The 13476-nt window shown below is 62.8% G+C and carries 14 protein-coding genes; 7 read left to right on the forward strand and 7 right to left on the reverse strand.

Features of this window, described 5'->3' with window-relative positions; genetic code table 11:
- Positions 1 to 59 precede the first annotated feature (59 nt).
- Positions 60 to 719: a 3-oxoacid CoA-transferase subunit B gene (locus tag VG320_RS26230; RefSeq protein WP_327202984.1), complete on the reverse strand. Its 660-nt coding sequence runs from the start codon at positions 717 to 719 to the stop codon at positions 60 to 62.
- 17 nt (positions 720 to 736) lie between these two features.
- Complete coding sequence (locus VG320_RS26235) at positions 737 to 1438, reverse strand: 3-oxoacid CoA-transferase subunit A (protein ID WP_327202985.1); 702 nt, start codon at positions 1436 to 1438, stop codon at positions 737 to 739.
- Between the two features lie 271 nt (positions 1439 to 1709).
- Here VG320_RS26235 and folE point away from each other — a divergent pair, with 271 nt between their 5' ends.
- Entirely contained in the window at positions 1710 to 2393 is a 684-nt protein-coding gene (folE, locus tag VG320_RS26240) for a GTP cyclohydrolase I FolE (protein ID WP_327202986.1), read from the forward strand.
- Positions 2394 to 2462: 69 nt separating this feature from the next.
- Here the strand turns inward: folE and epsC are convergent, their stop codons facing one another.
- A complete protein-coding gene (epsC, locus tag VG320_RS26245) occupies positions 2463 to 3386 on the reverse strand; it encodes a serine O-acetyltransferase EpsC (protein ID WP_327202987.1) in 924 nt (307 codons plus the stop codon).
- A 98-nt stretch (positions 3387 to 3484) separates the two neighbouring features.
- The gene (locus VG320_RS26250; RefSeq protein ID WP_027815329.1) at positions 3485 to 3718 is read right to left on the reverse strand and encodes a hypothetical protein; all 234 of its coding nucleotides are present in this window, start codon (positions 3716 to 3718) and stop codon (positions 3485 to 3487) included.
- Positions 3719 to 4064: 346 nt separating this feature from the next.
- On the opposite strand from VG320_RS26250, the gene VG320_RS26255 reads away from it, so the two are divergent.
- Together VG320_RS26255 and VG320_RS26260 are read left to right on the forward strand one after the other, a co-directional pair.
- Positions 4065 to 4481 carry a DUF3005 domain-containing protein gene (locus tag VG320_RS26255; RefSeq protein WP_327202988.1) on the forward strand — a complete coding sequence of 139 codons (417 nt, stop codon included), beginning with the start codon at positions 4065 to 4067 and terminating at the stop codon, positions 4479 to 4481.
- Positions 4482 to 5017: 536 nt separating this feature from the next.
- On the forward strand, positions 5018 to 5722 hold the full coding sequence (locus VG320_RS26260) for a LuxR family transcriptional regulator (protein ID WP_327203012.1): 705 nt from the start codon (positions 5018 to 5020) through the stop codon (positions 5720 to 5722).
- Here the strand turns inward: VG320_RS26260 and VG320_RS26265 are convergent.
- Entirely contained in the window at positions 5706 to 6035 is a 330-nt protein-coding gene (locus tag VG320_RS26265; protein WP_327202989.1) for an XRE family transcriptional regulator, read from the reverse strand. The genes VG320_RS26260 and VG320_RS26265 overlap by 17 nt on opposite strands.
- A 168-nt stretch (positions 6036 to 6203) precedes the next feature.
- Between VG320_RS26265 and VG320_RS26270 the strand changes: the two genes are divergently transcribed.
- Positions 6204 to 6794, forward strand: a complete 591-nt coding sequence (locus VG320_RS26270; protein WP_167058691.1) for an acyl-homoserine-lactone synthase — start codon at positions 6204 to 6206, stop codon at positions 6792 to 6794.
- Positions 6795 to 6945: 151 nt separating this feature from the next.
- On the opposite strand, the gene VG320_RS26275 is transcribed toward VG320_RS26270, so the two are convergent.
- Entirely contained in the window at positions 6946 to 8493 is a 1548-nt protein-coding gene (locus VG320_RS26275; protein ID WP_327203013.1) for an MFS transporter, read from the reverse strand.
- A gap of 366 nt (positions 8494 to 8859) precedes the next feature.
- On the opposite strand from VG320_RS26275, the gene VG320_RS26280 reads away from it, so the two are divergent.
- From VG320_RS26280 to VG320_RS26290, 3 genes are all read left to right on the forward strand, one after another.
- Positions 8860 to 9330: a universal stress protein gene (locus VG320_RS26280; RefSeq protein ID WP_327202990.1), complete on the forward strand. Its 471-nt coding sequence runs from the start codon at positions 8860 to 8862 to the stop codon at positions 9328 to 9330.
- Between the two features lie 175 nt (positions 9331 to 9505).
- Positions 9506 to 10261, forward strand: coding sequence for a helix-turn-helix domain-containing protein (locus tag VG320_RS26285; protein ID WP_327202991.1), 756 nt, complete (start codon positions 9506 to 9508; stop codon positions 10259 to 10261).
- A gap of 151 nt (positions 10262 to 10412) precedes the next feature.
- On the forward strand, positions 10413 to 11720 hold the full coding sequence (locus VG320_RS26290; protein ID WP_327202992.1) for an SUMF1/EgtB/PvdO family nonheme iron enzyme: 1308 nt from the start codon (positions 10413 to 10415) through the stop codon (positions 11718 to 11720).
- A gap of 40 nt (positions 11721 to 11760) precedes the next feature.
- On the opposite strand, the gene betA is transcribed toward VG320_RS26290, so the two are convergent.
- Positions 11761 to 13473 carry a choline dehydrogenase gene (betA, locus tag VG320_RS26295; RefSeq protein WP_327202993.1) on the reverse strand — a complete coding sequence of 571 codons (1713 nt, stop codon included), beginning with the start codon at positions 13471 to 13473 and terminating at the stop codon, positions 11761 to 11763.
- Between the last annotated feature and the right edge of the window lie 3 nt (positions 13474 to 13476).

Raw genomic sequence — 13476 nt, forward strand, 5'->3', positions numbered from 1 at the left:
GATTGCCGCCAGACGCCGCGCCACGCTGATTCACATACAGTCGAGTGCGTTACGGCAGTTTAAGCCGCGCGGCGGTTCTGCGTCGCGTCGATCAGCGGCACGCCGGCAAGCTTCTGCAGCGCGTCGAAGTCGATATCCGAATAGATCTCGCGCACGGCAAGACCTTCCGGCGTCACGTCGAAAGCGGCGAGGTCGGTGTAGATACGGCCCACGCAGCCCACGCCCGTCACCGGGTACGAGCACTCGCTCACGAGCTTGCTTTCGCCCTGCTTCGTCAGCAGTTCCATCATGACGAACACCTGCTTCGCGCCGAGCGCCAGATCCATTGCGCCGCCCACTGCGGGAATCGCATCGGGCGCGCCGGTGTGCCAGTTCGCCAGATCGCCCTTCACCGACACCTGGAACGCGCCGAGCACGCAGTAGTCGAGGTGGCCGCCGCGCATCATCGCGAACGAATCCGCGTGATGGAAGAACGCGCCGCCCGTGAGCAGCGTGACGTGCTGTTTGCCTGCGTTGATGAGTTCGTCGTCTTCTTCGCCGGCTGCGGGCGCCGGGCCCATGCCGAGCAGACCGTTCTCGCTGTGCAGGAAGATTTCCTTGCTCGGATCGAGGTGGTTGGCCACCAGCGTCGGCACGCCAATGCCGAGATTCACATAAGCGCCCTCAGGAATGTCCTGAGCCACGCGTTGAGCCATTTCGTCGCGATTCAACCGTTTCATTGCTTAACTCCGTTGCGTCAGGCGGCCTGGCCGGCTTGCTGCGCTTGGTGCGCGGCCTGCGGCACTTCAACGACGCGCTGCACGAAAATGCCCGGCGTCACGATGTTTTCGGGGTCCAGCGCGCCCAGTTCGACGATTTCCGACACCTGGGCGATCGCGACCTTCGCGGCGCTCGCCATGATCGGGCCGAAGTTGCGCGCCGTTTTACGATAGACCAGATTGCCCCAGCGGTCGCCCTTGTACGCCTTGATCAGCGCGAAGTCGGCGTGCAGCGGCGCTTCCAGCACATAGTGGCGGCCGTCGATCAGGCGCGTTTCCTTGCCTTCGGCCAGTTTCGTGCCGTAGCCCGTGGGCGTGAAGAAGCCGCCGATACCGGCGCCCGCTGCGCGAATGCGCTCGGCGAGGTTGCCTTGCGGCACCAGTTCGAGCTCGACTTCGCCGGCGCGATAGAGGCCGTCGAACACATACGAGTCGGTCTGGCGCGGAAACGAGCAGATGATCTTGCGCACCCGTTTGGCCTTGAGCAGCGCGGCCAGGCCCGTATCGCCATTACCGGCGTTGTTGTTCACGATCGTCAGCTCTTTCGAGCCTTGCGCGATCAGCGCGTCGATCAGTTCCGCCGGCATGCCGGCCGTGCCAAAGCCGCCGATCATCACCGTGGCGCCGTCCTGAATGCCGGCAACGGCGGCTTGAAGCGAATCAAAAATCTTGTTGATCATGCCTGTTCCTGAAAGCGATGCGCCTCGCGGAAAGCCCGCGCCACCCGATCGCGAAAAGTTCTATATACGAACACTGATTCGTTTAGCGAACGTCCAGCGCATTATCGGAGTGTGAATGTGCGCTTGTCAAGGCGGGGTCTACCCGATGCCGATGCGACGGACGAGTGGCCGAAGTGAAAGGGCCTGGTTACGCGGCCATTCGGGAATCGTGGAACAATGCGCCTTCGTGGCGCGCGTCGCAGCGGCGTGGCCACCTGATAGGAGCCGACGCATGAGCGACGAAAAAAACGCAGAAAAGACGAAAAAACGTAAGTCGAAGGGCAATACGGCGAGCAGCGTCGCCACGACGTCAACGAACGTCACGCGCCCCTCGCGCGAAGAAGCGGAAGACGCGGTGCGCGTGTTGTTGCGCTGGGCCGGCGACGATCCCTCGCGCGAAGGTCTGCTCGATACACCCGCGCGCGTCGTGCGCGCCTATGAAGAATTTTTCGCGGGCTACGAGCACGATCCGCGCGAAATCCTGTCGCGCACTTTCTCGGAAGTGGATGGTTACGACGAGATGATCGTGCTGAAGGACATCCGCTTCGAGAGCTATTGCGAACACCATATGGTGCCGATCATCGGGCGCGCGCACGTGGCCTATCTGCCCGAACATCGCGTGGTGGGGATTTCGAAGCTCGCGCGCCTGGTCGACGCCTTCGCCAAGCGCCTGCAGATCCAGGAGAAGATGACCGCGCAGATCGCCGACACGCTCAATGAAGTGCTCCAGCCCAAGGGCGTGGGCGTGATTCTCGAAGCCGCGCACCAGTGCATGTCCACGCGCGGCGTGCACAAGGCAGGCGTGACGATGGTGACTTCGCGCATGCTCGGCACCTTCCGCAGCGACCCGTCCACGCGGCGCGAATTTCTCGCGATCGTCGGCAGTCCTGGCGTGATGAGCGTGCCGAATACCTGATCGCTCAGGCGCGCGCGGGACGCTGCTTCGACAACGTCCCGCGCGACTCCGCAAAACAAGGGGTTTTCTTCAGGGCGCTTCGTTGCCGCGCTCGATCTCGCGGATCTTGCCCTGGCGCACGCTGCTGCCCGGCGGCACGCTGTGCGTGAGCCACACATTCCCGCCGATCACCGACCCGCGCCCGATCGTCACGCGGCCCAGGATGGTCGCACCCGCATAGATCACCACGTCGTCTTCGACGATCGGATGGCGCGCATTGCCCTTCACGAGCGTGCCGTCCAGATCGGCCGCAAAGCTCTTCGCACCCAGCGTCACCGCCTGATAGACGCGCACGCGCTCGCCGATGATCGCCGTTTCGCCGATCACGACGCCGGTGCCGTGGTCGATAAAGAAACTCGACGCGATCTGCGCGCCCGGGTGAATATCGATGCCCGTCGCCGAATGCGCAATCTCGTTGATGAAGCGCGCGAGCAAAGGCACGCCCAGCCGATGCAATGCATGCGCGAGCCGGTGGTGCGTCATCGCCCAGACGCCCGGATAGCAGAGCAGGATTTCGGTGATGTGCTGCGCGGCCGGGTCGCCCGTGAAGGCGGCCTGAATATCGCTCACCAGCAGCGCGCGGATATCTGGCAGTTGATGGCCGAATTCGCGCGCCACTTCGAAGGCGCGCGCGCGCAGGACTTCGTCACTGGCATCGGCATTCTCGGGCAGAAAACGCAGGGCGCGGCGGATCTGCTCGGCGAGCAGGCGCAGCGTGCTTTCGAGCGTATGGCCGACGTAGTAATCGACGCTCTCGTCAGTAAGATCGGGCGCGCCGTAGTGCGTGGGGAAAAGCGCGGCGCGCAGGCCCGCCACGATGTTGACGACGGCCTCGCGCGAAGGCAGTTCGCGAATGCCGAGCGGATGGCGCGTACGGTGACGTTCTTCGCGCGAGGCGCGCAGATCGGCGACGATCTGTTCGAGGCCCCAGTCGGGGAAAGCGGAATTGGACATGGTGATGCAGCGACGGCAACGACGCGCCGCCCGGGAGTGTATCGACCCCAGAGGTTACCGCTTTTTTTGAGAGTTCGCCGGAGTCGCCTTTGCGGCAGTCAGAGCGTCACGCTGCTCGCGTCGATCCAGCGCACGGCCCAGTCGCGCGCATGGGCGATGGCGGCGGCCTCGTCGGGAAAGCGCAGTTCGGCGGGAAAGAAACGGTTGGCAACCAGCTCGCCATCGCTCGATCGCGAGATCACCACATAGGGTTGATACGTGCCGTCGCCGGCTCGTGCCGGCGCGCAATTGAGCAAATAGCCGCGATGCGTGAATGCAGCGTCGAAGTGCATGTGTCTCGTCCGCCCCTGACTGCCTTTGTCCGTTTTTCGTAGGCGCGTCCAGGACCGTGCGGCAAAGCCACAGCGCGGCCATCGTGCGGGCCGTCTATCTAAAGCGCGCCAACTCGTTGAAAGAGGATCATACTCCCAGGAAATACGGCGATCCAAAGAAAAAAATGCGCGGCGGCTGGAAGCGTTTTCCTGGCGGCCGGGCTTGCTTTTCAGCCGGTTTCCGGGTTCGCAGCAGGCGCGCTGGAACGCCTCTTGCGCTGCGTCGGGAAGCAGGTTCCAGCTGACACCACTCGTCTTCATGGAGGACACCATGGCTCCTTCCGATGGCACTCGTCGACCGGCGGCCATGCCGGCCCCGACCGAGCCCCCGCGCAGCTCAGCGTCGCACAACGACCGCACCCACGACAGCACTGTCGATACCGACGGCAAGAACCGCGAAGCCGCACGTCTGGCCGGCGCCAGCCCGATCGGCCCCGACGAAGAGACCACGAGCAACGCCTCGCTCGACAACAGCGTGCCCGAGAGCAATGACGGACTGGCGGGTTTTGATAGCCGAGGCCTGGCCCACCGCATGCCGTTTGCGACCCAGACGAACTTCGAGGCCGTCGATCTGGGGATGACCGCGCCGGAAATACCCTATGAACTCGAAGGTCAATCATCAGAGTCTGGCGTGCCCGTGCAGCGCCGCAGTCCTGGCCGGCTGCATTACGCAATGAACCACCTGCGCCCGACCCGCGTGTTCGAGTTGCACCGCAAGAATTGATGCGCTGCCGCACGACGGCGCGCGAATACCCGCATGACGAACATATATCGTCGTGCGGGTGTGTTGCATTTACCGCAAAGAGATACGCAAGTTCGAAACTTTATGCGTTTTGAATAAGAAAATTGCGGCGTGCAAAAAAATGCACCCGGCGATTTAACGTGAATGCCGGAATAGGCCGTTTCATGGCTTAACAATTATTGCCAATTACGATTTAGCGATTTGCGAAATCGGTAATGAAAGCGGAAATGCATTTCCGCAAGCCGCCCGTATCGCCACGCGCAGGCGGGTCGGAAACGGCACTTTTGTTCAGAAACGACCGGTTTCCTTCCAGGGACTTCCCCGAAGCCCGGGCAAATCCCTGGCGCAAAGCCCGCGTCTCTGGGGGATAAAGGCGATCATTGCGGAATTTAGTGATAAATTGTTACATCATAAGAAGCGAGGCTAGCAAGGGCAGCAGCATATCGCCCGAGTGACGCCTGCGGTCTGGCCCACCGCCGATGGAGAGTCTTGACGTGCCTCTACATTTCATTGAGCAGATGTCGTCCGTGCTCGACGCCCCCGAAGATTCGGCGTGGTTCGACGCGGTGTCTCAGCTCGCCAGCTCGTGGGGTTTCGGCCAGGTCATGCTGGCGATCCTGCCTCGTCCCGGTATGCGGCTAGAGGACGCGTTCATCCGCACGAACTATTCGTCCGCCTGGCGGCAGTCCTATAACGACCACAATATGGCGTATTTCGACCCGACCGTTGCGCACTGCACAACGCGGTCCTCGCCGCTCATCTGGTCGCCGGAACTGTTTGCCACCGAGCAGCAGCAAACGATGTACGAAGAAGCACGCGCTCATGGTCTGCGTGCCGGCGTTACCCTGCCGATCCATGGCCCGCGCCAGGAGGCGGGCATGCTGTGCTTCGTCAATGATGCGAATCCGACGGATTCGTTCTGGCAGGACGTCAACCGTGCGCTGCCGAATCTGGTGCTGCTGCGGGATCTGGTGCTCGACACCAGTCAGCGGCATCTGGGCGACCATGCCCAGTCCCTGATCCCCAAACTCACGCCGCGCGAGAAGGAATGTCTCAAGTGGACTGCCCTTGGCAAGTCCACCTGGGAAATTTCGCACATTCTCAACTGCTCGGAAGCCGTTGTGAACTTCCACATGAAGAACATTCGCGGGAAGTTCGGCGTGAACTCACGGCGGGCGGCCGCCGTGATTGCCACCCAGATGGGTCTTATTGACCCGGGCTGAGCATCATCATCGACGACGACGGCATGTCCGGGCGGCGTAGCACGCGCTCGGCACGGCCCAGATCGCCGTCAGAAATCGTCTTGTTGAAGTAAAGCCCCAGCAGAATCGACACCGGCGGCGGAATTTCCGCGCCCGATTCAAACCGGCTGCCACGCGACTGCGTGACACCAAACCGCGCCCAGAAGCGGCGCTGGCTCTCCTTCTTCTTTTTCCGATACGCGATGATCAGGACACGGTCGATTACCGACGACAGGTCCCCTGCATTGTGAAGGGAGTTCGTGCCCGCCTGCCATTGATTGTCCAGAAGTTCCATTTTGTATCTCGCTGTCAGTTATGCCTGTTGAGTGACTGCCGCCCAGCCATTCTCCAGAACTGCCCCTCCCTGCGCACCTACCTATCTGGATAGGTGTTTTTTTATATTCATAACGCATAGCTTTCGATCCATACCGCTGCCCCTCCACACGAAAAAGGGAGAGTTGTCATGCAAGCTGCGATTCGGATCGGACTGCGTCAGGAATTCGACAACGAGGACATCAACGAAATGTACCGGCTACGTGCGCGGGTTTTTCGTGACCGCATGGGCTGGGATATTCCCACCATCGCCGGCATGGAAATCGACGGCTACGACGCACTCGGGCCCCATTACATGCTGATCCAGGATGGAGGCGGTAAAGTGCGCGGTTGCTGGCGCCTCATGCCCACCGAAGGCCCCAACATGCTGCGCGACACCTTTCCGCAGCTTCTCCACGGCAACGATGCGCCAACGGGGCGCAACATCTGGGAACTTAGCCGCTTCGCCATCGAATCCAGTAACGAGCAGGCTTTCGGCTTCGCTGAAGTGACGATGCGCGCAATCCACTCGCTGGTCTGGTTTGCCGACCGCATGGGCATTTCGCGCTACGTAACCGTCACGACAACGCCGATCGAGCGCATGCTGCGCCGCACGGGCATCGAGGTGGGCCGCCTGGGCGCGCCCGTGCGCATCGGCGTGGAAAACGCTGTCGCGCTGGAGATTGCCGTGAGCGCCCAGACGCGCAATGCGCTCTTCGGCCAGATGGCCGACGCCGCATGACGGAGCCGGCATCGAGCTTGTTTTCCGTGTCGCGGTCCGTGGCACCGTCAGCTAGCTTACGCTTTTGTCTGACGAATTGTGCCGAAGGTGGCCGAAACCACCGCAGCGGGCGGATCGTTCACACGGAGTTCGAGTGAGATAAAAACGACAGTCAGTCGGATTGAGCCGGCGCAGTGGCCGGTGCGGGCGTGGCGGCGCGGCTGAAACGGATATGCGAAATGCGGCGCACGCACAGCGCCGCAACCAGCGCAGCCAGGCCGGTCAGGCCGATGCCCAGATGAATGGCGTCGACCAGCACATGCCGCACCGCCTCGATCAGCGCCGCGCCGTCGAGCCCCGCGCTCTTCATATGGAGCGTCAGCCCGTCGCGCAGCGCAGGGTCGATCAACACGCGCGGGTCCGACAGCTGCGGCTGCCAGCGCGCCGCCCCCGGTGCGCCCAGCACGGCAAGCGCGTCGCCAATGCCGGCCGCATAGCGATGGTTCACGATCGTCGCCACGATGCTCGTGCCGAGCATGCCACCCACCATGCGCGTCGATTGCAGCAGCGCCGTGGTAATGCCAAAGCGCTCGCGCCCGGCGATTTCCTGCCCGAAGATATTGAGATTATTGAGAATGAAGCCGAGCCCGATGCCCACCGCGGCCATCGAAAGTTCGAGCCACAGATAAGAAGTCGTGCGCGTCGTGAACGCCAGCCCGACCGAAGCCACCACCAGCAGACCGAACCCCACGCTCAGGATGGCGGTTGGCTTTTTCAGGTGGATCACGATGCGCGTGTTGACGAGGCTGCCAAGCGCGATACACGCCGCAATCGGCGTCGCCAGCAGACCGGCTTGCTGCGGCGAAAGCCCAAAGCCGCCTTGCAGCAGCAACGGCGCGAAGAAAATCAGCGAGAACATCACGAAGCCGGACAGCGTCGACAAGGTGAACAGCGTGACGAGCTGCGGATCGCGAAAGAGATCGAGCGGGATGATCGGGTGCGTGGCGCGCCGCTCGCAGACGAGCAACGCGGCCGCGCCGATCAGCACCAGCACGATCAGCACCAGATTGCCGGGCGTGAGCCCGTCTTTGGGCACCGCCTCGATGACGGTCTGAAATCCGCCCAGCACCAGCGCGACCAGCACCGCGCCGGTCCAGTCGATGCGCACTTCGCCCGTGCGCGCGGGACGATACGCCGGCAAGTGTGCCCAGATGAAATACAGCGCTAGCGCGCCCACCGGCAGATTCACCATGAAGGTCGAGCGCCAGCCGAAATGCTCGGAGAGCCAGCCGCCCAACGACGGCCCCGCCGCCGTGCCGATGCCGTAGGCCGCCGCCATCACCACCTGCCAGCGCACACGTGCGCGCGGATCAGGAAAGAGATCGGGAATCGAGGCGAACGCGGTGCCCACCATCATTCCGCCACCGATGCCCTGCAACGCCCGCGCCGCCGCCAGAAAACGCATATCGGTCGCGAGGCCGCACAGCACCGAAGCCACCGTGAACACGATCACGGCCGCCAGCACGAAACGCTTGCGCCCAAAATAATCGCCGAGCCGGCCGAACACCGGCACGGTCACAACCGATGCCAGCAGATAGGCGCTTGCGATCCACGCGTAATACTGGAAGCCGTGCAGTTCGGCGACGATCGACGGCAAAGCGGTACTGACGACGGTCTGATCGAGCGCGACCAGCATATTGACGAGGCCAATGCCGAGCATGGCCAGCAGCGCGTCGCGAAACGGCAAGGGGGAATGGGTAGAAGTCACGGGTAGGGAATGCTGCGGCGCGGGAATGCGAAAGAGACGCAACGATAACGGCCTGGCGTTGCGGGCGCAACCGGACGAAATCGTTTAGCCCGGCTGCTGCGCCCTAACCGTCCAGTCTATTCCGACAGAATTCCCCCGTCGTCTTCCGACACGCCCCCAGTTGATCTCCTTCATCCGTCTTCCATATTTCATACAGCGGCACTGCATCTTTTGGGCCGATCCATTAAGCTGAAGAGAGATCGCAACAAGCCCTGCAGCCCGCCAGCGCACCCTTTGCGCGGTCGGCGCGCATCGCCGTTCAACACCAACGGAGGTTCCATGTATAAACGCATTCTGGTCGCGGTCGACGGCAGCGAAACGTCGCGCCGCGCATTCGAAGCCGCGCTCGATCTGGCGAAAGCGATGGGCTCGACCCTGCAGCCGTTCTATGTGATCGAAAACACGCCGATGTATTTCGACGCACCCGGCTACGATCCGTCGATCCTGCGCAACCAGATGATTGCCCAGGGGAAGGAGCTCGCCGAGGACATGGACAAGGCGATGAGCGCGCGCGGCGTGCAAGGCGCCATGGTGACGGGCGAAGCCTCCTCGCTCGACGACGTCCCCACGCTGGTGCTGGACGCCGCAAAGGCTCAAGGCGCCGACCTCATCGTGATGGGCACGCACGGACGGCGCGGTTTCCAGCGTCTGATCCTTGGTAGCGTGGCCGAGCGCTGCGTGCGCCAATCGACGCTGCCCGTGTTGCTGATCCCGACCGCCGCCGGCGCCCCCGAATCGGACGCCGAATAAAAAGATAAGCCCCCGATCGATGCCTTTTGCCACCTGCTTGCGCCTGATCATTTTCCGCGAAACCAGTATCTGACAAGGCGCAAGCGCCGGCATCTCAAAAGCGTGGCGTTTTGTCGCCTTTTTAAGATTTGAACGAGGTCAAGATTGCTCCAGAACCGATCACAGGAGCGATTCAATGCCGACCTCAAACGCCGTTACACACACCACCGCGCGCCGTGGCGTCCGCACGCCCGCGGCCAGCCCGCGCACCACCGCGCGTTGCTCGAGCTGCGCGATGCGGCATCTGTGCATGCCTCAAGGTCTGGCGCTCGACGATCTGCCCAAACTGGAAGCGCTCATCTGCAACGCGCGCAGCGTGCGCCGCGGCGAATCGCTCTATCGCGCCGGCGACCAGTTCGACACGCTTTACGCCGTGCGTTCCGGTTCGCTCAAGACCGTCATGGCACATCGTGACGGCCGCGAACAGGTCACGGGCCTGCGTCTCGCCGGCGACCCGCTAGGCATTGACGGGATCAGCACGGAATTCCACTCCTGGAGCGCCACCGCGCTCGAAGATAGCTCCGTGTGCATCATCCCCTACTCGGCGCTCAAGCATATGTGCCGCGAGACCAGCGCGATGCAGGACCGGCTGCACCGCCTCATGAGCGAGCAGTTGATCCGCGAGTCGTCGCAGATGATGGTGCTAGGCTCGCTTTCCGCCGACGAACGCGTGGCCGCCTTCCTGCTCGACGTATCGGAGCGCAACGGCCAGCGCGGCTACTCGTATGCGGAATTCAACCTGCGTATGACGCGTGAAGACATGGGCAGCTATCTGGGCATGACGCTCGAAACGGTCAGCCGTACCTTGTCAAGATTTCAAAAGCGCGGCCTGATCGACGCTCAGGGCAAGCTCATCCGCATCATCGACCTTGAAGGCTTGCGCCACCTCTGAAGCGTCCGCCAGACGCCCGGATGGGGTTTTGGCAGCGCGCCGCCCCCTTCGGGCGGCGCGTTCGTTATGACAGATGAAGGCGCGTTGGCACAACTCCTGCGCAGCGGGTTACATTCTCAAACACACCGCTCACGTCTGGAGACTCGCCGCAATGCAGCTCCCGCTCACCCCCACGCTCGCCGCCCGGCTCGCCGAAGCCCGCGCCGCCAGCGACGCCCTCTTCGACATCGTCAAGCCCGAATTCCTGTACGAGCGCCCGATCCGCGAGCGCCACCGCATCGTGTTCTATATCGGCCATCTGGAAGCGTTCGATCGCAATCTGTTCGATCAACGCCTGTTCCACCTGCCGTCGGCCGACGCGCGCCTCGACCAGTTGTTCGCGTTCGGTATCGATCCCGTCGATGGCGCCCTCCCCACCGATACGCCCGCCGACTGGCCGCGCATGACCGAAGTGCGCGCCTACGCCCGCGACGCCCGCACACGCATCGACGAGCAACTCGCCGCGCTCGATCTGCCCCATGACGCGCCGCAGCACGATACGCCGGCAAAGCTGCTCAATGTGGCGATCGAACACCGTCTGATGCATGTGGAGACGTTGGCGTACATGCTCCACCAGTTGCCGTTTGCGCAAAAAGAGGCGCCTGCGGGCGCGCGGGCGATCGCGGACCATCTTTATGCAGCGAAGCCCGCGATGGTCGCGGTGCCGGCGGGTCGCACCGAGCTCGGCATGACACAGGAACGCGGCGTCTTCGGCTGGGACAACGAGTTTGGCGAAAAGCAGGAGGAAGTTCCGGCGTTCGAAATCGATCGCTATATGGTGTCCAACGGCGCGTACCTCGATTTTGTCGCCGATGGCGGATACCAACGCAAAGATTTGTGGGACGACGCCAACTGGGCATGGAAAGAAGCGGAAGGTATCGAGCATCCGGTGTTCTGGGTGCGCGATGCAAATGACGCGAATGGCGCAATTGGCGCAAACGGCGGCTGGCGTCTGCGCACGATGTTCGAGGATATTCCGCTACCGCTGGCCTGGCCGGTCTATGTTAGTCACGCCGAGGCTAGCGCGTTCGCGCGCTGGCGCGGCGCGTGCCTGCCGGGCGAGGCGCAGTGGCAGCGTGCGGCGCATGGCGCGCTGCCCGGCGCGACCGATAACTTCGATTTCCGCAACTGGAACCCGGTGGCAGTGGACGCGTCACCGGATAGCGCGAGCACCTGGGGCGTTGAAGGGCTCTATGGCAACGGCTGGGAATGGACCTCGACGGTGTTCGGGCCACTGCCGGGATTCGAGGCGTTCCCGTTCTACGAAGGGTATTCGGCAAACTTCTTCGATGGTCAGCACTACGCAATGAAAGGCGGCTCTCCCCGCACCGCCGCCTGCATGTTGCGCCCGACATTCCGCAACTGGTTCCAACCTAGATATCAGTATGTTTATGCGGGATTCCGGTGCGTCAAGTGCTGAGGAATAAAGCATCGGCGCGTATGACGTGCCGATGCGATCCCTAGCCCTGCGTCTCGCTGTACTCAGCGCGATAAATCTGCCGCTTCGGCTCTCGCGTGCGCTGCCGCGTCTCCCAGCCTTCCGCCAGCCCGACCGCTGCATCCGATGGCGGCAGCATCGATTTGCCGCGCACGAGATCGGACGCCCGTTCCGCGAGCATGATGGTCGGCGCGTTCAGATTGCCGTTCGGCTCGGTCGGGAAGACCGAAGAATCGATCACCCGCAAGCCAGACATGCCGCGCACACGCAGTTCGGAGTCCACCACGGCCTGGTCATCCTCGCCCATGCGGCACGAACCGCACGGATGCATGGTGCTTTCCAGATTGGCCCGCACGAATGCGTCGATTTCGTCGTCGGTCTGCACGTCGGGGCCGGGCGCAAGTTCGACATCGCGGAAACGATCCATCGCAGGCTGCCCGATGATCTCGCGCGTGAGTCGCACACAGCGCCGGAAGCCTTCGCGGTCCTCTTCGCGATCGAGGTAATTGAAGCGAATCTCGGGATGCGCATAAGGATCGGCTGACACAAGCCGCACATGCCCGCGACTCTTAGGCTTGTTCGGCCCGGTCAGCACCATGAAGCCATGTCCCTTGAACGGTTTGTCGCCGTCATAACGCATGGCGGCCGGCAGAAAATGGAACTGGATGTCGGGCCATCGCAGCCCCGCTTCTGAACGGATAAAGCCGCCCGCCTCGAAATGATTGCTGGCGCCCAGGCCATCCTTGAACAGCAGCCAGCGCAATCCGATCAGCAATTTGTGCCAGGGATCCATGTGGCCGTTGAGCGTCACCGGCTCCTTGCACGCGTATTGGATGTAGATCTCGGCGTGATCCTGCAGATTCATGCCGACACCCGGCAACGCGTGCTTGACCTGCACGCCGGCCTTGCGCAATACGTCGGCGGGTCCGATGCCGGAGCGCTGCAGCAGATGAGGCGAACCGATCGGCCCCGAAGAGATCAGGACCTCGGCGCGGCAGTGCGCCGTGTGGGTCACGCCGCCCCGTTCATAGACCACGCCGACAGCACGTTTGCCCTCGACGATCACTTGCCGCGTCATCGCATTCGTCACCACATGCAGATTGGGCCGGCTCATCGCCGGGCGCAGATAGGCGTTTGCCGTGGACCAGCGCACGCCGTCCTTCACGGTCATGTGCATCGCGCCAAACCCTTCCTGCGTCTGCCCGTTGCAGTCGTCAGTATGGATGTAGCCGGCCTGCACGCCCGCTTCCACCCATGCGCCGTACAGCGGGTTCTTCATGTTGTTGCCGTTGTTCGTGGAGAGCGGCCCGTTATCTCCGCGATACTGATCCCCGCCGAACTTGTAGCTCTCGGCGCGACGAAAATACGGCAGGCAATTGCGATAGCCCCAGCCGCGCGCGCCCAACGCTTCCCATTCGTCGAAGTCGTAAGCATGGCCGCGAATGTAGACCAGTCCGTTGATCGACGATGAGCCCCCCAGTACCTTGCCGCGCGGACAATGCAACTGGCGTCCGTTCAGATGCGGCTCCGGCGCGGTCTGATATTTCCAGTTGTATTTGCGCGTATTCATCGGCAAGGAAAACGCGCTTGGCATCTGAATGATGATGCTGCGGTCGCTGCCGCCGTACTCCAGGACCAGCACGCTGACCGAAGGGTCCTCAGTGAGCCGGTTGGCCAGAACGCAGCCTGCCGACCCGGCCCCCACGATGATGTAGTCGTATTGCTCGCTTGCCATGAT

The sequence above is a fragment of the Paraburkholderia sp. genome (assembly GCF_035948235.1).
Classification (GTDB): Bacteria; Pseudomonadota; Gammaproteobacteria; order Burkholderiales; family Burkholderiaceae; genus Paraburkholderia.

Bases quoted from the DNA above. Each gene is read 5' to 3' on its own strand.
- VG320_RS26230 (WP_327202984.1), bottom strand. From the start codon at position 719: ATGAAACGGTTGAATCGCGACGAAATGGCTCAACGCGTGGCTCAGGAC.
- VG320_RS26235 (WP_327202985.1), bottom strand. From the start codon at position 1,438: ATGATCAACAAGATTTTTGATTCGCTTCAAGCCGCCGTTGCCGGCATT.
- folE (WP_327202986.1), top strand. From the start codon at position 1,710: ATGAGCGACGAAAAAAACGCAGAAAAGACGAAAAAACGTAAGTCGAAG.
- epsC (WP_327202987.1), bottom strand. From the start codon at position 3,386: ATGTCCAATTCCGCTTTCCCCGACTGGGGCCTCGAACAGATCGTCGCC.
- VG320_RS26250 (WP_027815329.1), bottom strand. From the start codon at position 3,718: ATGCACTTCGACGCTGCATTCACGCATCGCGGCTATTTGCTCAATTGC.
- VG320_RS26255 (WP_327202988.1), top strand. From the start codon at position 4,065: ATGCCGGCCCCGACCGAGCCCCCGCGCAGCTCAGCGTCGCACAACGAC.
- VG320_RS26260 (WP_327203012.1), top strand. From the start codon at position 5,018: ATGTCGTCCGTGCTCGACGCCCCCGAAGATTCGGCGTGGTTCGACGCG.
- VG320_RS26265 (WP_327202989.1), bottom strand. From the start codon at position 6,035: ATGGAACTTCTGGACAATCAATGGCAGGCGGGCACGAACTCCCTTCAC.
- VG320_RS26270 (WP_167058691.1), top strand. From the start codon at position 6,204: ATGCAAGCTGCGATTCGGATCGGACTGCGTCAGGAATTCGACAACGAG.
- VG320_RS26275 (WP_327203013.1), bottom strand. From the start codon at position 8,493: ATGCTCGGCATTGGCCTCGTCAATATGCTGGTCGCGCTCGATCAGACC.
- VG320_RS26280 (WP_327202990.1), top strand. From the start codon at position 8,860: ATGTATAAACGCATTCTGGTCGCGGTCGACGGCAGCGAAACGTCGCGC.
- VG320_RS26285 (WP_327202991.1), top strand. From the start codon at position 9,506: ATGCCGACCTCAAACGCCGTTACACACACCACCGCGCGCCGTGGCGTC.
- VG320_RS26290 (WP_327202992.1), top strand. From the start codon at position 10,413: ATGCAGCTCCCGCTCACCCCCACGCTCGCCGCCCGGCTCGCCGAAGCC.
- betA (WP_327202993.1), bottom strand. From the start codon at position 13,473: ATGGCAAGCGAGCAATACGACTACATCATCGTGGGGGCCGGGTCGGCA.